21 protein-coding genes are annotated in these 19,921 nt (G+C 51.1%); 12 read left to right on the top strand and 9 right to left on the bottom strand.

Annotated elements, in window-relative coordinates:
- Window positions 1-3: 3 nt before the first annotated feature.
- Complete coding sequence (locus tag LQ777_RS09290) at window positions 4-1,008, bottom strand: GntR family transcriptional regulator (protein WP_232562239.1); 1,005 nt, start codon at window positions 1,006-1,008, stop codon at window positions 4-6.
- A gap of 222 nt (window positions 1,009-1,230) precedes the next feature.
- On the opposite strand from LQ777_RS09290, the gene LQ777_RS09295 reads away from it, so the two are divergent.
- Genes LQ777_RS09295 through LQ777_RS09310 form a run of 4 tightly spaced genes read left to right on the top strand, consistent with a single transcriptional unit; the run spans window position 1,231 to window position 6,938 of the window.
- Window positions 1,231-2,277 (top strand): Gfo/Idh/MocA family protein, encoded by a 1,047-nt coding sequence (locus LQ777_RS09295; RefSeq protein WP_232562240.1) that lies wholly within the window; start codon window positions 1,231-1,233, stop codon window positions 2,275-2,277.
- Window positions 2,278-3,741, top strand: a complete 1,464-nt coding sequence (locus LQ777_RS09300) for a sugar ABC transporter ATP-binding protein (RefSeq protein WP_232562241.1) — start codon at window positions 2,278-2,280, stop codon at window positions 3,739-3,741. It begins immediately after the preceding gene.
- A gap of 9 nt (window positions 3,742-3,750) precedes the next feature.
- Entirely contained in the window at window positions 3,751-5,388 is a 1,638-nt protein-coding gene (locus tag LQ777_RS09305) for a glycoside hydrolase family 140 protein (protein ID WP_232562242.1), read from the top strand.
- Window positions 5,385-6,938, top strand: a complete 1,554-nt coding sequence (locus LQ777_RS09310; RefSeq protein ID WP_232562243.1) for a D-apionate lactonase family protein — start codon at window positions 5,385-5,387, stop codon at window positions 6,936-6,938. The genes LQ777_RS09305 and LQ777_RS09310 overlap by 4 nt, the downstream gene beginning before the upstream one ends.
- 14 nt (window positions 6,939-6,952) lie before the next feature.
- Here the strand turns inward: LQ777_RS09310 and LQ777_RS09315 are convergent, their stop codons facing one another.
- The 4 genes from LQ777_RS09315 to LQ777_RS09330 all read right to left on the bottom strand — a co-directional run bounded on the left by LQ777_RS09315 (window position 6,953) and on the right by LQ777_RS09330 (window position 8,989).
- Complete coding sequence (locus tag LQ777_RS09315; RefSeq protein ID WP_232562244.1) at window positions 6,953-7,453, bottom strand: YdcF family protein; 501 nt, start codon at window positions 7,451-7,453, stop codon at window positions 6,953-6,955.
- Between the two features lie 2 nt (window positions 7,454-7,455).
- Complete coding sequence (locus tag LQ777_RS09320; RefSeq protein WP_232562245.1) at window positions 7,456-7,914, bottom strand: MarR family winged helix-turn-helix transcriptional regulator; 459 nt, start codon at window positions 7,912-7,914, stop codon at window positions 7,456-7,458.
- A gap of 164 nt (window positions 7,915-8,078) precedes the next feature.
- Window positions 8,079-8,495, bottom strand: a complete 417-nt coding sequence (locus LQ777_RS09325) for an organic hydroperoxide resistance protein (protein WP_232562246.1) — start codon at window positions 8,493-8,495, stop codon at window positions 8,079-8,081.
- Window positions 8,496-8,581: 86 nt separating this feature from the next.
- Window positions 8,582-8,989: a hypothetical protein gene (locus LQ777_RS09330; RefSeq protein ID WP_232562247.1), complete on the bottom strand. Its 408-nt coding sequence runs from the start codon at window positions 8,987-8,989 to the stop codon at window positions 8,582-8,584.
- Between the two features lie 120 nt (window positions 8,990-9,109).
- On the opposite strand from LQ777_RS09330, the gene LQ777_RS09335 reads away from it, so the two are divergent.
- The 3 genes from LQ777_RS09335 (at window position 9,110) to LQ777_RS09345 (ending at window position 10,482) form a co-directional block, all read left to right on the top strand.
- A complete protein-coding gene (locus tag LQ777_RS09335; RefSeq protein WP_232562248.1) occupies window positions 9,110-9,505 on the top strand; it encodes a DUF1622 domain-containing protein in 396 nt (131 codons plus the stop codon).
- Window positions 9,492-9,809, top strand: coding sequence for a DUF1622 domain-containing protein (locus tag LQ777_RS09340; RefSeq protein ID WP_232562249.1), 318 nt, complete (start codon window positions 9,492-9,494; stop codon window positions 9,807-9,809). Before LQ777_RS09335 ends, LQ777_RS09340 begins: the two co-directional genes overlap by 14 nt.
- 79 nt (window positions 9,810-9,888) lie before the next feature.
- Window positions 9,889-10,482, top strand: a complete 594-nt coding sequence (locus tag LQ777_RS09345; protein WP_232562250.1) for a hypothetical protein — start codon at window positions 9,889-9,891, stop codon at window positions 10,480-10,482.
- A 7-nt stretch (window positions 10,483-10,489) separates the two neighbouring features.
- Here LQ777_RS09345 and LQ777_RS09350 read toward each other — a convergent pair whose 3' ends face one another.
- Complete coding sequence (locus LQ777_RS09350; protein WP_232562251.1) at window positions 10,490-11,524, bottom strand: helix-turn-helix transcriptional regulator; 1,035 nt, start codon at window positions 11,522-11,524, stop codon at window positions 10,490-10,492.
- A gap of 278 nt (window positions 11,525-11,802) precedes the next feature.
- Here LQ777_RS09350 and LQ777_RS09355 point away from each other — a divergent pair, with 278 nt between their 5' ends.
- Together LQ777_RS09355 and LQ777_RS09360 are read left to right on the top strand one after the other, a co-directional pair.
- Window positions 11,803-12,687, top strand: coding sequence for a cytochrome c (locus LQ777_RS09355; protein ID WP_232562252.1), 885 nt, complete (start codon window positions 11,803-11,805; stop codon window positions 12,685-12,687).
- A gap of 72 nt (window positions 12,688-12,759) precedes the next feature.
- Window positions 12,760-14,277, top strand: a complete 1,518-nt coding sequence (locus LQ777_RS09360; RefSeq protein WP_232562253.1) for a right-handed parallel beta-helix repeat-containing protein — start codon at window positions 12,760-12,762, stop codon at window positions 14,275-14,277.
- An 82-nt stretch (window positions 14,278-14,359) separates the two neighbouring features.
- On the opposite strand, the gene LQ777_RS09365 is transcribed toward LQ777_RS09360, so the two are convergent.
- On the bottom strand, window positions 14,360-15,148 hold the full coding sequence (locus LQ777_RS09365; RefSeq protein WP_232562254.1) for a glucose 1-dehydrogenase: 789 nt from the start codon (window positions 15,146-15,148) through the stop codon (window positions 14,360-14,362).
- A gap of 232 nt (window positions 15,149-15,380) precedes the next feature.
- Here LQ777_RS09365 and LQ777_RS09370 point away from each other — a divergent pair, with 232 nt between their 5' ends.
- Window positions 15,381-17,063, top strand: coding sequence for a sodium:solute symporter family protein (locus tag LQ777_RS09370; protein WP_232562255.1), 1,683 nt, complete (start codon window positions 15,381-15,383; stop codon window positions 17,061-17,063).
- A 56-nt stretch (window positions 17,064-17,119) separates the two neighbouring features.
- On the opposite strand, the gene LQ777_RS09375 is transcribed toward LQ777_RS09370, so the two are convergent.
- Window positions 17,120-18,019 carry a DUF2911 domain-containing protein gene (locus LQ777_RS09375; RefSeq protein ID WP_232562256.1) on the bottom strand — a complete coding sequence of 300 codons (900 nt, stop codon included), beginning with the start codon at window positions 18,017-18,019 and terminating at the stop codon, window positions 17,120-17,122.
- Between the two features lie 67 nt (window positions 18,020-18,086).
- Here LQ777_RS09375 and LQ777_RS09380 point away from each other — a divergent pair, with 67 nt between their 5' ends.
- A complete protein-coding gene (locus tag LQ777_RS09380) occupies window positions 18,087-18,626 on the top strand; it encodes an NUDIX hydrolase (protein WP_232562257.1) in 540 nt (179 codons plus the stop codon).
- A 297-nt stretch (window positions 18,627-18,923) separates the two neighbouring features.
- On the top strand, window positions 18,924-19,325 hold the full coding sequence (locus LQ777_RS09385) for a hypothetical protein (RefSeq protein ID WP_232562258.1): 402 nt from the start codon (window positions 18,924-18,926) through the stop codon (window positions 19,323-19,325).
- Between the two features lie 70 nt (window positions 19,326-19,395).
- Here the strand turns inward: LQ777_RS09385 and LQ777_RS09390 are convergent, their stop codons facing one another.
- On the bottom strand, window positions 19,396-19,899 hold the full coding sequence (locus tag LQ777_RS09390) for an O-acetyl-ADP-ribose deacetylase (RefSeq protein ID WP_232562259.1): 504 nt from the start codon (window positions 19,897-19,899) through the stop codon (window positions 19,396-19,398).
- Window positions 19,900-19,921 lie beyond the last annotated feature (22 nt).

A 19,921-nucleotide genomic window follows, 5' to 3' on the forward strand; every position in this document is an offset into this window, starting at 1 on the left:
GGCTTAAAGCGAGTTTCGTAGCGTTAAACCACCCGGATTCGCAACCTTATCGCGTTGACGGTCAGCTAGTAGCTGGCCTGCCGTTTTGCCCATCAGGGCGAAGTCGGTCGAAATGACGCTGATACCGCCCGCCAGAATTTCTTTCATGGGGGTGTCATCGTACGAAAGCAGCCCGACCTGTTTGCCTAATTCTAATTTCAGCTGGTCAATGTCTTTCAGAAAACTCACCAGGTCGCGGTCGGCAAAGAGCAGAAACGCTTCACCTTCCTTTACCAGATCCGCCGAATACGTATCGACGATGCGGACAGGAAAGTCGTGAATCTGACCGAACCGGTTAAAGCCGGCTTGCAGACTTGCCGGGACATACTGAAAGCGATCTTTTGACAAAACAAGCGTTAATCGCTGGTAGTGCTGAAGGCGATCAAAAGCCGCCGAGAGCGCATTGAAAATATCTTCTTCGAAATCCTGATAAACCGCCGAAAAATCGCCGGACAAGGTAGGGATTGTCTGATCGAGTAACAGTAATTTTTCGGGTGGAACCAGTGCCACGATTTCGGAAACGTCGCTGTCAAAATGCGGCATAAGCACATAGGCGTTGAAGCGACCCAGGTTGTTACGGATAAGTGTGTCAAAAACCGCCGAATCGTAGTGGTGGAAAAACACACTCAAGGTAGCGTCTTCCGGCAAGGCCGCTTTCAGAGAGTCGTACAGCGTTTCTTTGTAAGCGTTGAGCGTATCAAAGATGACCAGCACATTCAGCGACGTACGCACGTTGGTACTGGCAACGTAAAAACCTTTGCCATGCTGTGAGCGCACAATACCCCGTTGCCGGAGATCCTCGTACGCTTTGGCAACCGTTACTTTCGCTACTCCCTGCGTCGTAGCCAGTTCGTTGATGGACGGCAACTGCTGGCCAAGCGATAGCGTTCCCTGCTCAATACCCGTCAGCACGGTTTCAATCAGTTGCTGGTATTTCGGCTGGTCAGTAACGGCAACGCTGTCTTGCATAATCGGTATAACTTTTTTGAGGATTTATTGCATAGTAAGAAAAAGAAACTACATTTGGCCACTGTTTGACTAATACAGTAGAGTACAGTAGAGTACGTGCAAATGTAAGGCTATTTTGGAATAATCAAATAAAATCAGCTAAAAGTAAAAAAATCGAGATTTTCCAAAGTGGCCTATTGATTTGAAACAACAGACATTGAGTTCGCATTGACCGGCTTAGTCATGAAACCACTAAAATTTGCCGTAATCGGCACCGGCTTCTGGGCCAATTACCAAATTCCAGCCTGGTTTGAGGTCGGCGGGGTTGAACTCATCGCGCTCTATAACCGCACGCGCGCCAAAGCCGAACGAGTCGCTCAACAGTTTGGCGTGCCGAACGTGTACGATACCATTGACGAACTGCTCGACAACCACGCCCACGAACTCGACTTTGTGGACATCATCACCGACGTAGATACGCACGTGTTGTTTACCACGAAAGCGGCTGAACGAGGGCTCGACGTGATTTGTCAGAAACCGATGGGGCCGAGCCTGAACGATGCGCAACAGATGCTGACCGTGTGCCAGCAAGCGGGTGTCCGGCTGTACATCCACGAAAATTTTCGCTGGCAAACGCCCATTCGTGCCCTGAAGTCGGTACTCGATTCGGGGGTGATCGGTAAACCGTTTAAGGCGCGGGTTAGCTTTTGTTCGGCTTTTCCGGTGTTCGACAATCAGCCGTTTCTGGCTGATCTCGACCAGTTTATTCTGACTGATATTGGCTCTCATATCCTGGATATTTGTCGGTTTTTGTTTGGAGAAGCCGAATCGCTTTATTGCCAGACAACGCGGGTGAATCCACAGATAAACGGGGAGGATGTAGCCAATGTGCTGCTCCGGATGGAAAGCGGCTTGACCTGCTACGCTGAGATGTCGTATGCGTCGTTGCTGGAACGGGAAGCGTTTCCCCAAACGCTCGTGAGTGTCGAAGGGGCGGCTGGGTCGGTCGTGCTGACGAATGATTATGTGCTGAAAACGACAACGGCAAACGGGACGGTTACTACCCATGCTACTCCGCCCAACTACAGTTGGGCCGACCCGGACTACGCAGTCGTCCATTCCTCGATTGTAGCCTGCAACCAGAACCTACTGGCTGATTTGCAGGAGCCAGATCGACAGGGCGCTGGACTCGCTGAAACCACCGGAGCCGACAATTTTGAAACCGTCCGGCTGGTCTATGCAGCTTACGATTCAGCAAAACGAAACGAAGTCATTCCGTTGAAACGATAGATGGTACAACTCCGCCACATAAGCAAACACTTTCCCGGCGTGAAAGCGCTGAACGACGTATCGCTTTACATCAGGGCGGGCGAAATTCACGCACTCTGTGGAGAGAACGGAGCCGGTAAAAGTACGCTGATGAACATCCTGACCGGCAATCTGCGTCCCGATGCGGGTCAGATTTTGCTTCGTGATCAGCCCGTACAAATCACCGGACCGGCGGAAGCTACCAGGTTGGGTCTCGCGATTGTCTACCAGCAACTGAGCTTAATCGATAGTCTGACGGTCGCGGAAAATATTTTTGCCAATCGACAGCCCTACAATCGGTTTGGCTTGATTCAATACAACGCTTTGTACGAACAGACTCAGCAATTACTCAATCAGCTGGTTCTGAACGACATTCGGCCCCAGGCGCGCGTTGCTGACCTGTCGCCGGGGCAAAAGCAGATGGTTGAAATTGCCAAAGCGCTTTCGCAAAATCCGGAAATTTTACTGCTTGACGAACCGACGGCATCCCTCACGGAGCGAGAAACAGCTACGTTGTTTGCACTCATCCGGCAGTTGCGGGCGCAGGGTAAAGCCATCGTTTACATTTCGCACCGGCTAACGGAAATTTTCGCTTTGGCCGATTGTGTATCGGTCTTGAAAGATGGTACCTATCAGGGAACGGAGCGAATAAAAGACGTAACGCCAGACTGGCTGATTAATCGCATGGTAGGTCGGGAAATCACCGCTGAACAAAATACGTCGTCGGCTACAAATGATGTATTGCTGCAAGTAGAAAACCTGGGCGGGTTGCGTTTTCAGGGGGTTAGCTTCCAACTTCACCGGGGCGAAATTCTAGGTCTGGCTGGTTTGGTAGGCGCTGGGCGTACCGAAATTGCCCGCGCTATTTTTGGCATTGATAAGCAACGCTCGGGGATTGTCAGACTAAATGGCGAAGTGGTGCAAATCGACCACCCGGACGATGCGGTTCGGTTAGGAATTGGCTACCTGCCCGAAGAGCGTAAACGGCTCGGTTTGTTTATGGAGCAATCCGTCGCCCAGAACATTGTCGCCGTCCGGCCACCCGTTGCCGGGCCGTGGTTCAGAGCCGGACGGGTGAAGGCACTGGCGGAATCGTTTCGGCTGCAGCTGGGTATCCGGACGCCTTCTGTAAACGTTCGTGTGGAAAACCTGAGTGGTGGCAACCAGCAGAAAACGATGCTGGCCCGCTGGTTACTCGCCAATCCCGACCTGCTGCTTGTCGATGAGCCAACGCACGGTATCGACGTAGGCGGCAAAGCAGAAATCTACACGCTCCTTCGTCAGTTGGCCGCCAAAGGGAAAGGTATTCTGCTTATTTCGAGTGAACTGCCCGAACTACTGGCTCTATCAGACCGTATTTTAGTCGTACGGGATGGGCAGTTGTCTGGTGAATTGAGCAGAAGCGAAGCAACCGAGGAAAAAATTATGGCATTAGCAACCGATTGACACAACCCAATGATTCGTTTGACCCACCTACTGACGATAGTACTTATTTGTGCATTACAGCTGACAGGCATCGCTACCTTCGCCCAGACTGGGCGATGGATGAAATTCGAAAAAGCCTTTACAAGCGCCAAAAGCTACTCGGACCCGCTGTATGACCTGAAAACGTTTGATGTTCAGTTCATGTCGCCGTCGGGAAAGAAAAAAACGGTGAGCGGCTTCTGGGATGGCGAGGCAAGCTGGAAAGTACGCTTCGCACCCGACGAAACGGGAAACTGGACTTATCGTTCCATCTGCTCTGATACGCTAAATAGCGGGTTGCATAACGTAACTGGTCAATTCAGTTGCGTAGCTTCAAAATCGTCGTTGGCTATTTACACGAAAGGAAGCATCGTTCATCCGAAAGGGTCGTATTCCCTTACCCACGCCGACGGTACGCCGTTCTTTTTTACAGCCTGTACCGCCTGGAATGGCACACTCAAATCGACCGATGCCGAGTGGAGCACGTACCTTCAGGATCGGGTCAGGAATCAGTACAACGTTATTCAGTTTGCGGCTACGCAGTGGCGCGGTTGTGCGGCCAACAGCGAAGGACAGGTGGCGTTTGAAGGCAGCGGTCACATTCGCATCAACCCGGCTTACTTCCGGCATCTGGACAAAAAGATTGACGAAATCAACCAGTACGGACTTGTCGCTGCGCCGGTATTGCTCTGGGCGTTGCCCGTTGCGGAAGGGCGTGAGCTAAGTCCGGGCTATTACTTGCCCGACGGTGAAGCCGCGTTGCTGGCCCGTTACATGGTGGCACGGTACGGAGGCAACCAGGTCATCTGGATATTGGGAGGAGATGGCAAATACATTCAGGAATACGAACAGCGCTGGAAAAATATCGGGCGGGCGGTTTTCAACCGGGAGCATCCGGGCGTAGTGGCCCTGCATCCGGGTGGACAATCCTGGATCGGAAAAGAATACGCTCAGGAAGATTGGCTCGACATTGTCGGTTACCAGACCGGGCACGATAGTAATCCGTCTACCATCCGCTGGATTACCGACGGACCTGTTGCGCGCGAGTGGGGGAAATTACCGCCTAAAGTTCTGATCAACATGGAGCCGGTTTACGAGCGCATCGGTCCTAATCTGGTGGATAAAGACGTACGAAATGCCAGTTACTGGAGTCTGTTTTCGACACCGGTTTCGGGTATTACGTACGGAGCGGCTGGTATCTGGCCCTGGCTGCGACCCGGCGAAGAAGTGCTGAATCACGGAAAGGCAGAAGGGTTGCCCACCTGGGACGAATGCATCAAACTGCCGGGTAGTGTGCAGATCGGCTACATGAACGCCTTAATGACCCGTTACAACTGGTGGCAGCTCAAACCCGCTCAGGATCTACTAGCCGAGCAGCCCGCTACGCCAAACGCGCTCAACCGATACGTAGCCGTTGTCCGGTCCGACGATCACAAAACCGTCATGGCGTATGTACCCACCGAAGGCACGGTAAAATTGTACAATCCGTTCAATCACGTTTACCAGGGACAATGGTTCAACCCGGTTACCAATCAATCGGCAGCCGCCACGCTTAATAGTCAGTCCGGTATGATTACCGCGAAGGCACAGGGAGCAGATGATAAAATCCTGATCTTGACCACCAAATGAGCCAGTCACCCCAATTTTTGCGGGCCGGTTCCGTACAGGTTCGCTACGAAAACGGCTTTTTACGGTATCTGACAACCGACGACGCCGAAATCGTTCGGATGATTTATTTCGCCATTCGGGACCACAACTGGAGTACGGCTACGCTGACTATCAGCGATGAAGAAATTCATCAAATAGGCGATTCGTTTCAGGTGGCGTATACCTGGCAAACGGACGATCTGGGTATTCAGATGACTGGACACGTTCGTATCCAGGGCGACGCCGACGGAACAATTGCGTTCGATTTTACCGGGAAGGCACTGAATGCATTTCAGAAAAACCGGATCGGCATTTGTGTACTTCATCCAATCGATGGAATATTGGGGCAACCCGCGCAGGTAGTCGCTCCCGACGGTACGATTACGGATGGGTATTTCCCGACGTTTATCAGTCCCCATCAACCTTTCCTGAACATTCAGACCTTACGCTGGAAACCGACTTCGGGTTCTAGCTGGCTGCTCGACTTTTCGGGTGATGTGTTTGAAACGGAAGACCAGCGAAACTGGACCGATGCATCGTTCAAAACGTATTCGACACCCCTGACGATTCCTTTTCCCGCAACCGTTTCAACTGGCGACGAATTCCGGCAACGGGTGGTATTCCGAAAAGCTATATCGGAGTTGACAGTACCGATTGCCGAGAAAGAGGTTCAGGCAATCAATCCGGCGGTGATCCGTACGGAACCGACTCAGCCACGCATCGGTGTAGGACAGTGGGCGGGCGGACCCCCGTTGACCGACGACGAGGCTCGTTTATTGCGTCAGCTAGACCTATCCCATCTACGGGCCGATGTGTTTTTTAGCTTACCGAACTGGCAAACGCTTCTAACTGCCGCCATTGCCGATGCGCGACGCCTGGCAGTTCCTCTTGAACTAGCCGTGTTTTTTGGGGAGGATCCTGCCGACGAACTGGATCGGTTACAGAATTTTTTAGGCGCTCAACTTAGTTTGGTAAGTTCCCTGCTTCTCTTCGACGCGGCCACGCTGACAACCTCGGACGAACTGTTGCATACGCTCGTTCCGGTAATACGGTCACAGTGGCCGGGCGTGACGATTGGGGGCGGAACGGACGATAACTTCGCTGAGTTCAACCGCAATCCGTTTGATGTTGAGCTTATTGACTTTGTGACGTATTCCGTCAATCCGCAGGCCCATGCCGGCGATGACCTGACATTATGGGAAAATATTGCCGGACAGACTGAGACCGTACTGACTGCTAAAAAGTTGGCGCGGGGCAAGCCAGTTCACATTTCGCCCGTTACGCTACGACCGCGTTACACAACCGTTACCAATACGACTACCGAGCGTTTGAATAGCCCTGCCGATCTGCGTCAAACAAACGAGTTCGGTGCCGACTGGACGCACCAAAGTCTGAACGCGTTAGCTAATGCGGGCGTCGAATCGGTGACGTACTATCAGTCGCACGGTCCGGCGGGTTTAGTAACGGGAACTACGGCTTATCCGCTGTTCAGCGTTTTCGAGGAATATCGAAAGGTAGGTCGTGAGGATTGAGCAGCGATTGACGCTTAAAAACGCACACCATGATCACGCAGATCCTGAATGGCGACCTTTTCGTGTTGAATCAAGGGCATAATGAGTGACGGCTCAATCGAATCGCTCGAAGCGGCCACAAACGTAAACTTGCTGAAAGGAGCGTAGACAGCATCAAAAATGATCCTTGCTCGTTCAACGTGGAAGTCCGACGTAACGATGGTTATTCGGTCCGGTTTGTACTCGTCAATAAGCCACTTGGATAGCGTAGCGTCTTCCACCGAATGGCTGGACTCGATCAGGGCGATAATGGCTGAGGACGGTATCCCTGCCTCTACCAGCGCTTCTTTCAGGTAAAAAGCGTGCGGTCTGGGTGAGGTGTTGAAATGAGGGCCAAATCCACCCGTTAACCCAATTTTTTGCGGCTGCTCGGAATAAAGCTGCTGGCATACTTGCAAACGGCTCAGGGCTATCGGCCCTAACGTTCCGTCCGCTGCGTTCGGCGATCCCAATACCAGCAGTATGTTTTTGTTCATCGCTAACCCGCCTGATGCTTTGCGGATAAATTATGAATCAGCACCTGTAGCTGATCCCTTAGATGAATCAACTCATTCAGTTTTATCTCCTCGGATAACAAACTGCCGACCAAACGTTCGGGAATGGATGCGGCATCGGCCTGCAAGGCTTTTCCCTTTTGCGTTAGTCGGATGATTACTTTCCGTTCGTCTTCTTTGGAGCGTTGCCGTTCGATAAACCCAAGGGTTTCCATCCGTTTGAGGAGCGGAGTTACCGTATTGGTATCGAGCAGCATCTTCTGGGTAATCTCCGATACGGGAACGGTATCTTTTTCCCAAAGAATCAGGAGTACCAGGTATTGAGGGTACGTAATGCCAAGCTTATCCAGATAAGGCTGATACTCTTTGGTAATTAGCCTTGAGGCTGCATAAACCGGGAAGCATACCTGATTGGCTAGTTTGAGTTGTTCAACGGTTTCCATCAAAATCGGTTAGAGTAACGGCTGATTGGTAAAGATACCCATTTAAAGAGATCGATCACCCGGTTAATCGTGTTCGAGGACGTTAATCTAGGAAAATAGGCTACACTGGTTCTGGCAGTCGAAAGAACCTATTCCCAGAACCAGTGTAGCCCCAGGCTCGTACGTTAGTCGATCAACTGTAGGTTGACTTGCACGTTGTTGTGAATCGCTTTGGAATACGGGCAGGTAGCGTGTGCTTTCTCCAGCAAGGCTTGTGCCGTGGCTTTATCGGGACCTTCGATCTGAACGGCTAACTCAACCGCCAGATTGAAATTGGTCGGATCTGTCATCTGAAGGCCAACTGTGGCCGAAACCGTTGAGTTTATTTTTAGCTTCTGCTGACGGGCTACCAGATTCAACGCACTGTCAAAACAGGCCGCATAACCAGCCGCAAACAGTTGTTCCGGGTTCGTAAAGCTGCCCGCCGGACCGCCCATCGATTGAGGAACCCGAACGTCAAGCGTCAATACGCCATCTTCGCTGGCAACCTGGCCATCCCGTCCGCCAACTGCTTTTACTGTTGTTTGATATACCGTTTTCATTTTCTTGTTGTATCGTTTGTGATTATATCGTTTGCGATACAAATGTATAAAAGTATTTTGATAATGCTTGTGAAGAAGAAAAAAGGTTATAAACTCTTTAGTCGGAGGGGGGCGAGTCTGCGCCGTTCTGCATAACTAATTGACACAATCTTTTTACCGTTCTCCCGACCAACCAGCACTTCTTTAATGTCATGCTGTGTGAAGACTTTTTTTACACTTTCCCGGTTTGCGGTTCGCCTGTTGTTGAGCATATAGGTAACCGGTTCTGTTTTGTCGAACAAGGGTGTTCCCCAGGTGGACCAGTTATTTTCAGCGGCTAGATCCGTTTCGAATAAAGCCTTAGCCGAATAAAAATCCGTTGAATCTGACTGAAAAACGCAGATAACTTTGGCGAACGAAGTCGCAGGAGCGACGGTTTGGTCCAGCGAGCGGCTACAGGCGGATAGTCCGCTTATCAATAACCCGGAAGCGATAATCAGTAAGCGCTTGTTCATAGCGGTGATGGATTATTTATTGAAAACGATGGCCTTAACGCGGTCATCTTCGAAGGGCCGGCTAATTACTAAGCGGTTGCACAAGCCATTTTTTCACGGCGCTGGTTAATATAGCCTAGTATGGAGGAAATTATCAAAACGTTAACCCTGACGCTTGCTCGCTGGGTCGAAGCAGGGGCTGCTATTGTCATTGCCATTTCGTCGGCGCGGGCGCTGTGGAATTACCTGCGGGCCGTAATCACCGATTACAGTCTGGTTGTGCCAAAAGAAGAAATCCGTCTTTCGCTGGGACGTTCATTAGCGCTGGCGCTGGAATTGGAACTGGGGGCTGATATTCTTAAAACCGCCGTCGCGCCAACCTGGAACGACATCGGGTTATTGGCCGCTATTGCTGTCTTACGAACGGCACTTAATTACTTTCTGGAACGGGAGCTACGCAACGAAGAAAATCGGCGTGGTTCAACCAGTCCGTCGGTTCCGTCAACTACTTCCGCTGCGCGTGATGATGCTGCATGACGTTTTTCAACTAAGCGTCATCGCCACGCTGGTTGACTTTGTGGGGTCACTGCTCATTGGGTTGAGTGCGGGCCGAACACTCTTTCGCTACCTGCTGTCGGGGCATTCAGCCAGGGTCGTTAGCGGGCTGCAATACCGGCTGGCTGCCGATCTGGTAACAGCTTTGTCGTTCAAAAGCGGAGCGGGTATCATCCGGACACTAACCGTCACCGACTGGTCGCATTTCGCACTATTGCTCGCCATTATCAGTCTCCGGTTCTTTCTGGGGCAAATATTCAGTCGACTGTACAAGACAAATCCCTAAAACAGTCTCGTTAGTCAAAGCAAGTGGTTTTTCGGGCCGTAAAAGGTCTATATTGCTGATACCGTTCACTGTCCAGACGATGTTTGTTCGTTACTTCCTGTTTGTTCTATTCTTGTTACCGCATTTAAGTGGTGCTCAGTCAACCGTAGCAGGCTTGGGAAAATACCGCATTGGCTTTACGAAACCGGATTCGCTTGATGCCACTGCGTTTACGGAGCAGGATCAATCCTACGTGAAAGGAACAATCGCGTTACCCTGTACACACATCCGGACATTCACCGCAGCTAACGCAACAGTAGCGGGTGTACCGATTACCAACCTTTCTTTATTCTTCTATGACAACACCTTGTTCAAACTGGCCTGCGACTATAGCGATCCGTTAAAAGAGGTCTTTCTACAGCAGCACGGGTACGGCGTTGGCAGTCCAGCAAGACGCTTTTCGTTGTGCGCCAGCGAAAAAGACAAGCCCATGCTGGTGTGGAGCGAAAGCTGGTTGAATGCCGACCTGCTGGCAATGGTTGTTCATCGAAAAGGGTATACCGTTGACTGCCAGCCGGAAGAGGGGGCTAAGCTGATCATCGCCAGTCAACGGTTCACCGCTCTATCGTCGGACTGCGAGCTGAAACCCACCGATTCGTTCATGGAGGAGTTCGATAGCCATGTTAATCGGTAGTGTCGAATCAGGCAAAAACAGGCGGGAAAGAGGTAGCGAACGTCCGTTGTTTGCCGTGCTGATACTGAGAAGGGGTTAGTCCGGTATACTTCTTGAAAGCGATGGAGAAATGCTGCGAATGTTCATAACCAAGCCGGTCGGCTACTTCATCGACGGTAAGGGTGCAATGGCGTAACAACTGCCCGGCGTAATCCATGCGTAGCTTGCGCACATAGTTGAAAACGGTCGTGTCAAACAGCTGCTTAAAGCCTTTTTTCACCTTGAACTCGTTCAGTAGACAGTGGCGACTCAGCTGGGCCAGGCTCATATCCGATAGAAAGTTAGCGTCCAGATACGCTTTCAGCCGATTTAGTTTTTCGATTTCGTCGGGCCGGATCGTGTCGTCATGGGCCGGGGACGTTTTAAGCTGGTCGATTTCCAGCGCTACCAATTCGAGTACTCTGGACTGAATCAGCAAATTCCGCATGGGACCCGTTGCGTTGCAGTTTCGGATGCCCTCGATCAAATGAAGCATCGGTAGCGTAATGGGCAGCGGAGCCGTAGCCGCCGAAAAGGGACGTTGGTGAGCCAGATCGGTTAACAATCGTTCGCTCCAGGCATCGTCATGACCAATGGCCGACGCGAAAAAATTCTTATCCAGATTGATATGCAACATGGCGATCAACTGGTTTCCTTTCACCGAGTTTATGTCTTTTCCCTCCGGAACGTAGATCAGATTGTGTTTCTGCGGACTCATGTCGAGCGCGTGCTTGAGTCCACTGAAACGCGTGTGAAGGTAGCCGTCGAGTTTAAAATTAATGCGGATGCTATCGGACGGACTTTCGTCGCGGAGTTCCAGATCTTTTTTGGTATTCCAGCGCATGTCCAGCACGTGCATATGCGGGAAGCAAGCACTTTTCAGCTTAAACGAACCCCCGTCGGGGTGGCAGTACTGGTCGAAGGTATCGGTTGCGGTACAGGTAGGCGTCGGGGGTACGTCCTGCGGAGAGGCAACCACTTTGAAGCTGAAAATATCGTCAGAGTTTAGTACAGTAGAGACCATAAGTTATGCCTTTGGAAGAACCCAGCCGGGACGATTTAGCGGAGTAGTTCAAAAATAGGCGATAGACTAGGCCGGGTAAATCCGGACGACAGTCAACTGCGAAAAGGGTGTGGCTAACTGCCGACTTCGGTGCCTGAATTGAAAACGGTTTTTTCGCGATAATCCGGTTTGCGTAGTTCCTTATCCGTTTCGCGTAGGTGCTGAGCCCGCTTTGGTGTTGAGTTTTGCAGCGTTAAAAGGCCGTTGGCAGGCCCGTTAACCAAAAGACAACAACACGAATGAAAGCACTCGTAAAAATTGGTAAATGGATCGGCGGTATCGTGCTAAGCCTGGCCGTCATACTCCTCATTGCGTATTTCTTTATCACCAACAACATCAACCAGCGAACGGCAACGAAACACAGCTTCGCCACCGAAACCATAGACATCCCCCGCGACAGCAGCATCGTGAAGCGGGGCGAACACTTGGCGGTAATCAAAGGATGCATTGAGTGTCATGGTGAAAAGCTCGACGGCAAAATCATGATGGACGATCCGGCGCTGGGTCGGCTCGTCGCTGCTAACCTGACAAAAGGTAAAGGCGGATTACCCGCTGATTACAGCACCGCCGATTGGCTGGCTGCCCTGCGTCACGGTGTTGATCGAAACGGCCGTCCGCTGTTATTTATGCCTTCGCACGAAACAACGTTACTGTCGAAGCAGGATTTACAGGCTATCATCGCATACTGCCAGCAGGTGCCAGCGGCTGACCATGTGGTGCCCGCCAGTAAACTCGGCCCAGTAGTCAACGTAATGGCTTATCTCGACAAGATGCCTTTGCTGTCGGTGGAAAAAATCGACCACAAACTACCTATTGTGGCTAGCGCCGACACGACCGAAGGCATCGCTCAGGGTAAGTACCTGTCAATTTCATGCAGTGGTTGCCACAAGCCTACGCTGAAAGGCGGTGAGCCAGTAGCACCCGGTATGCCTCCCGTACCTGATCTCACCCGTACCGGCCACGTTGGTAAATGGACGCAGGCGCAATTTATTCATACGCTTCGTACGGGTAAAACGCCCAGCGGCCATCAGATCAATAACGACAACATGCCCTGGAAAATGACCGCTCAGTACAGCGAGACAGAACTGGCTTCACTGTATCAATACTTCCGGACAATCCAGTAAACGCGGGTGGACGATCCGAAACCGCGCACTTTTTTTTCGTAATCAAATCAATCCTGTCAAACAACAAAGAACATGAACTACGTTGCTACCCATGCTCAAGGTCCTCGCCCCACGAGACTGGCATTCGTTAAAAAAGTAAGTACCCTGCTGCTAAGCGCTGCGCTGCTCGTGACGGGCTGTAAAAAACCGCAGGTCGAACCCGTTGATGCGCTGACCGCCAACGCAGGTCCTGACCAGACGGTTCAGGTTGGACAAACCGTAACGTTAGATGGTACAGCATCGCACGATGGTCAGGGTAAAGCTATCACGTTTCAATGGACCGTTACGAAGAAACCAGCGGCCAGTACGGTCACGTTAACGGCACCCACTACGACCAAGCCAACGTTTGTACCTGATGAAGTGGGTGAATACGAATTGGAGGTAGCTGTTTCAAACGGGGCTATAACAAACGTTGACAAAGTTCTGGTTACGGCTTCTGTTGCGCAGCCGCTGACGCTGGATAAAGACATTACGGTGAAGACAATACTGGAGGATCGCATTGCTAGTCCGAATCTGCCGGACTATATCGTTCCCAGAAACATTGCCGTTAAACACGAACTGACTATCAAGCCCGGCGTTGTAATTGCGTTTGAGCGGGATGTACGGTTTGACATCAACGACGAGGGTGGAATCCTGATTGCCAAGGGAACAGCCGACAAAAAGATACGTTTCATCGGGGTTGGGCAAACCAAAGGGTACTGGATCGGTATTATGCTGTATTCCGAAAGCAATGTTAATGTGATGGAGCATGTCGAGGTATTACACGCCGGAAGCCGAACCATGCTGGACGGTAAAAAAACGGGGATGGCCATGTTCAAGCAGAGCCAACTGGCACTGAAAAACAACCTGTTCGCGCAAAATGACGGCTATGGATTGCTTGTTCAGGAAGAAGCGATTCTGCGTGAGTTTTCGACAAACGTATTTAGCAACAACAGCGAAGCCGGTATCATCGTATCGACGGAAAACGTTGCCAAACTGGACGTTGCTTCGGTATTCACCAGCGGCAACGGGCGTAACGTGGTAGAAGTGAATGGGTCGTACATCGGCCATTCGAACGGCAGCGACGGCGAAATCAACTGGAAAGGTTTTGCCGATAAAACGCCGTACCGGCTGCTGAATACCATCGCGGTACGCACTGGCTGGCGTCTACATCCGGGCGTAACCGTCGAAGCTGCGCGTGATGTCACGGTGATCATCAATGAAGAAGGGTATCTGCTGGCTAAGGGAACGGCTGAACAGAAGATCCGGTTTACCGGAGCAGCCAACACAACGGCGTACTGGGTCGGAATTTTGAGCCACTCAACGAGTACGCAAAACAGCATCGATCAGGCCGAGATCAGCAACGCGGGCAGCAAGGCGATTGTATCGGGCAAGCGGGCTAATCTGGCGCTCTACGGCCATGACGCAGCTATGACTATTCGCAATACCCGGATCAGTGGGAGTGGGGGTTACGGTATCCTGGTTGGTTACTACGCGTCGATCAACGACGATGCCAACGCCAGCAATACCTTTGAGGGTAACGCGCAAGCCCGTATTCAGTACGAAGAATAAACAAATCAACTAAAGGAAAAGTCCTGTCCAGACTCAGTTCCTATTGAGTTTGGACAGGACTTTTTCGTATGTCAGCTGACGGTTAGATTACTGTCCCACCATCGGCATAAAACAAACTACCGGTGCTGTACGAGGACGCATCCGAAGCCAGGAAAAGTGCCAGTGGGCTAATTTCGTCGGTTGTACCCATGCGGGCAATGGGCAGTCGTTTGGTGAAATGGTCCAGAATTTGCTCGTTCTGCCAGAGAGCCTGGCTAAATTTGGTTTTGATCAGGCCGGGGCAAATGGCATTGACGCGGATACCGTCGGGTCCCCATTCCTTTGCCAGCACCTTGGTCAGCATATTGAGCGACGCCTTGCTGACGCTGTAGATGCCTAAACCGGGGTCGGGTGTGTGACCGGCAATGCTGCTCATCATGATAATACTGCCGCCACCACGCGCTTTCATGCTTGGATAACACAGTTTACTTAACTCAAACGGAGCCTTTACGTTGGCTTGCATGATCTTGTCGAATGCCATACCATCGCAGTCGAGCGCCGGTCCAAAAACCGGGTTTGATGCCGCGTTATTTACCAGAATATCAATGCCGCCATACACGTTTACCGTTTTGTCAACCAGTTGCTTTAGCTGCTCCATATCGCCAACGTGAGCGGCAATGCCAGTAGCCTCTCCGCCCTGCGCCCGTATGTCGGTGGCTAATTGGTCCAGTACATCCTGCTTGCGGCTGCTCACAACGACGTTTGCGCCGAAGCGGGCATATAGCCGGGCAATGTCTTCGCCGATACCTTTGCTGGCACCTGTAATAAGGGCAACTTTGCCGGTGAGGTCGAATAACATTTTTTCGTTGGTAAGGGGAGACTGGCTTTCCATGCGGCTTTGTTGTCAGGTACAGCCGCAAACTAGGGTAATCAGCAGGTAATTCAAAAGGGATCGTCAGATTTACATTAATTTCGCCGTTATTAGTCATCAACCCACCTTTTATGTCCGAAAAACCGTCCGACTTGCCTCCATTTGTCAGCTCCTGGTCTCAGCTCTACGCGATTGTTATTGGTAGTCTAGCCGTTGAAATCGTTTTGTTTTACGTTTTAATGCGCTGGCTTTCATGAGTACACTGGATTGGAGTATACTGGTTCTGACGTTGTTGGGCGTCATGCTGTACGGTGTTGTGCGCAGTCGAAAAAGCCAGAGTATGGACGATTACCTGCTGGCCGGTCGGTCGTTACCCTGGTATCATGTTGGGTTGTCGGTCATGGCAACGCAGGCTAGTGCCGTAACTTTTCTGTCGGCACCGGGGCAGGGATTCAGCGACGGAATGCGCTTCGTGCAGTTTTATTTTGGCTTACCACTGGCTATGGTCGTTCTGTCGGTGACGTTCGTGCCGATCTTTCATAAACTCAAAATTTTTACGGCCTACGAATACCTGGAAACCCGTTTCGACGCACGAGTTCGGACCCTGACGGCGGGCTTGTTTTTGCTCCAGCGGGGCCTTTCGACCGGTTTATCCATCTACGCGCCAGCGATTATCCTTTCGACCATTCTGGGTTGGAATATTTACTGGACCAATCTGATCATGGGCGGAATTGTCCTGATCTACACCGTTTTTGGCGGGACAAAAGCCATCTCGTACACGCACCTCCAGCAAATGGCGATTGTCACGTTTGCAATGGTACTGGCTGGTTACCTGACCGTTAAACTACTGCCCGACGGCGTAGGTTTCGTCGATGCGCTGCACGTAGCCGGTAAAGCCGGACGTATGAACCTGATCGATCTTAAATTCGATCCCAACAGTCGCTACAACATCTGGTCAGGGCTGATTGGCGGTTTCTTTTTACAGCTATCTTATTTCGGCACCGACCAGTCGCAGGTGGGGCGCTACCTGACCGGAGAGTCGATTGGACAAAGCCGGTTGGGACTGCTCATGAACGGCTTGCTGAAAGTGCCGATGCAGTTCCTGATCGTGTTGGTTGGCGTGCTGGTGTTTGTATTTTACCAGTATAATCCGTCGCCAACGTTTTTCAATAAGCAGGAAACAGACAAACTCAAAGAAGGTCCGTACGCCCGCGCGTATCAACTGGCCGAAATAAAGCACCAGAACTTGACCAGCCACCGTCAGCGGGTCGTTGCCGATATGCAGGCCGCTCTCCAACGCAAGGACGATGCCGCGCAGGAAGCAGCCACCGCCAGCCTACGCGAAACCGACGACGCGCTAAAAACGGTAAAAGACGATGTGGTGAAACTCATTAAAGAAAACAACCCCGCTGCGGATACCAATGACGTGAACTACGTATTTCTGCGGTTTGTGCTCGATTACCTCCCGCATGGTCTGATTGGTTTGCTCATTGCCGTAATTTTTAGCGCGTCGATGGGGTCCATTGCGGCTGCTTACAGTTCGCTGGCTTCCACCACCGTCGTCGACGTATACAAGCGGTTGTATAACCACGACGGCGACGACGCGCATTACCTGACGGTGTCGCGCTGGGCTACCATCGGCTGGGGGGTATTCTGCATCGTTGTCGCGCAGTTCGCCAACCAGTTTGGCAGTATGATCGAAGCCGTCAACATTCTGGGTTCCCTGTTCTATGGCGTTATTCTGGGCGTGTTCGTGGTTGCGTTTTACGTCAAATCAATCGGTGGCGCAGCTACGTTCTGGGCAGCCATCATCGCGGAGATTCTGGTTATTCTCAGCTGGCACTTTGAACTGACGGCTTTCCTGTGGCTGAACGTGATTGGATGCCTGTTGGTTGTCGGTATTGCGTGGGTCCTTCAACGATTGATTCGGGCTTAATAAAAAGGTCCGCTCCAGATTCTGGAGCGGACCTTTTTATTGATTAGTTACTAAGCTTACGCTTTTTTCTTGCCTTTTGCACCTTTGGCGGGTGTAGCGGGTACTTTGGTCGAATATTCGGCGATGCTTTTTTCAATGCCCTCTTTGAAGAAGGAGAAAGCAGCATCGTTTGAGGACTGGCCGAGCGTTAGCGCTTTCTGGGCTACGGGCAGCGCATCAGCGTATTTACCCATCTTACCCAGAATCTGTGATTTAACGAACAGGTTCCGGTACGTTTCTTTTGCGGCCACCGACTTGTCGATCCAGCTCAGTGCCTGATCCAGATTACGACCCTTTGACAGATTGTAGCTGGCGGCTGCCTGCAATACCGCCGGATCGTCGGGTTTTTCGGCTACGGCCTTGTCTACGTTGGCGGCTGCATTCGCCGAAACGTCAACGCGCAGATCAGCCGTTGCTTTAACGTCGGCCCACATAAAGTTTAGTTTCGCGGTGCTGTCGGTTAAATCGCTGAAGCCGATGGTGAACGTTTCCAGTTTTTCACCCGTCGTCGTTGGCTTGAGCTGAACGCGCAGTACATCTTCGTCCTGCTTGTAGTTTTGTTCGGTAACCGATTTGTTTTTGTTGAAAATCAACGTCCAGTCGTTCTTGTCGGGAATCGATAGGATGGCGTAGCTTCCGGCGGGGAGCGTTTTGCTATTGATCATCACATCCGTTGATGTTGTGAAGGCCGTTGCGCCATTGGCACCCGTCCGCCAAACTTTACCCGCTGGTACAAACGCGTCCGTAAAGGGCGTGCGACCTTTCAGGCTCGGACGAGAATAGGTAATGCTGAAATCGGTGGTCCCAAGGGTTTGCCCTACTGTTGCGCCAGGGCTAGGTGATGGCAACTTAATCTGAGCGGTGGATAACTGAGCCGCCAGGCAAAGTGTGGCGACCGAAAGCGAAAGTTTACGCATGATTGTCTATAGAGTAATCCAGAAAACTGGACCAAATTGCATTTTTTTACGCAGAAATACCAATATAATGCACCGTTATCCGCTAATTACGTTACTAAAGCAGCACCAGCCAGCCGATTCAACAGAACAAGCGATGACCCAGGACACGCTTTCTTTTGTTCAGGCTAATGCTGATTGTTTTGAACGAAGTCTGCTCATTGGCCACGTGACCGGCTCGGCCTGGATTGTCAGCCCCGATCGTCAGAAAACCGTACTGATCCACCACCGAAAGCTTGATCGCTGGTTTCAGCCGGGGGGACATGCCGATGGCGATCCCAACATTGCTGGTGTTGCGTTTCGGGAAGCCGAAGAAGAGACAGGACTGACCTCATTAAAGCCCATTAGTCCGCAAATTTACGACGTGGATGTTCATCCCATTCCGGCCCGTGGCGACGTGCCTGAACACCTGCACTACGACATCCGGTTTTTACTCGAAGCCGACCCGAACGAGCCATTTATCCTCACCGATGAAGTCAATGCCGTTCGTTGGTTATCGATGGATGAAGTACAACAACTAACGGATTCCGAGTCGGTACTTCGCATGATTCGGAAGATGAATAGCTACTAGTTACGCGCTGATTTTCTGCTAGATAGAAGGAAATAGACCTATACCACTTGCCTTAGCGTAAATTCAATCCTTTCTGGTGGCAAAAAAGTAAAAAAAATAATGTGCACTGTTGGAGGGAAATGCTAAATTTTCACTTGTTTATGGTGAAAACGGGCAAAAATTATACTGAAAAACCCATAGATAGGCATATGATGGTAAAAAATTGGCTTTAACTATAAATATAGTAGCTCTTTTTCTTGTTTTGATGGTATAGTAAAAAGCATAGTTTTGCTTTACAACAAAACCACAGAAAGAGTTATGAAAGCTGCATTCACAGTACTAATCAGTCTGGGGTTACTGGCTTTTGCCGTGCAAACTCAGGCGCAGGATGAGCGAAAGCTCCGTAAGGACCCGACCTACTCGACGCATAACTATAAACATGCCAACAAAGCCGCTACGGCTCGGCGTTGGGAAAGTAATGCCGGCGTCGCTGTTCAGCAGCCATCTCCGGCGGATGCGCGTCTGGCTGACTACAAAAAGTCGGTACCCAATGCACAACCTGCTGGCGGGATAACGGTCGATCATACACCTTCAATGAGTCTGGCTGATCGGAATTACAAAATACAACGAGTGTCAGAACCAAACAATTCTGATAACAACTCATACGTTAAACAACGCAGACAAAAATCAGATAGCAGTTCCGTTATTGGAAATGACTAATAGGCTTGACGATTCAAACAATAAGGCGTTCTCCGATTAACCGGGAACGCCTTATTGTTTGAATCGTTTGCTAGTAGATCTGCTTTTTGTAGCGATCGTAATTTTCGGCGTCAAAGCAGATAAAGACAACGTCTTGGAGGGAAGTGGGCTGGGCCATCGCCTGCCTGACGCTTGAAATTGCTATCTCGGCGGCTTTGTCTTTAGGATAGCCGTAAATACCGGTACTGATGTTTGGAAAAGCGATACTCACCAATTCCTTTTCCTGCGCAATAGCGAGCGAGCGATGATAGCAGCTTGCCAACAAGTCAGATTCTCCGTGCGCACCACCCCGCCAGACCGGACCAACGGTATGGATGACATACTTGGCCGGTAGACGGTATCCTTTGGTAAGTTTGGCGTCGCCGGTTTTACAGCCGTGTAGCGCGCGGCATTCGGCGAGAAGCTCAGGACCCGCTGCGCGGTGAATAGCTCCATCGACCCCACCACCACCCAGTAGGCTTTCATTGGCTGCGTTGACAATCGCATCAACGCTTTGCTTGGTGATATCTCCTCGAATAACCCGGATTGCTGCCATACAAAATTGATTCTTAGTGTAT

It is taken from the genome of Spirosoma oryzicola, assembly GCF_021233055.1.
Taxonomy (GTDB): Bacteria; Bacteroidota; Bacteroidia; order Cytophagales; family Spirosomataceae; genus Spirosoma; species Spirosoma oryzicola.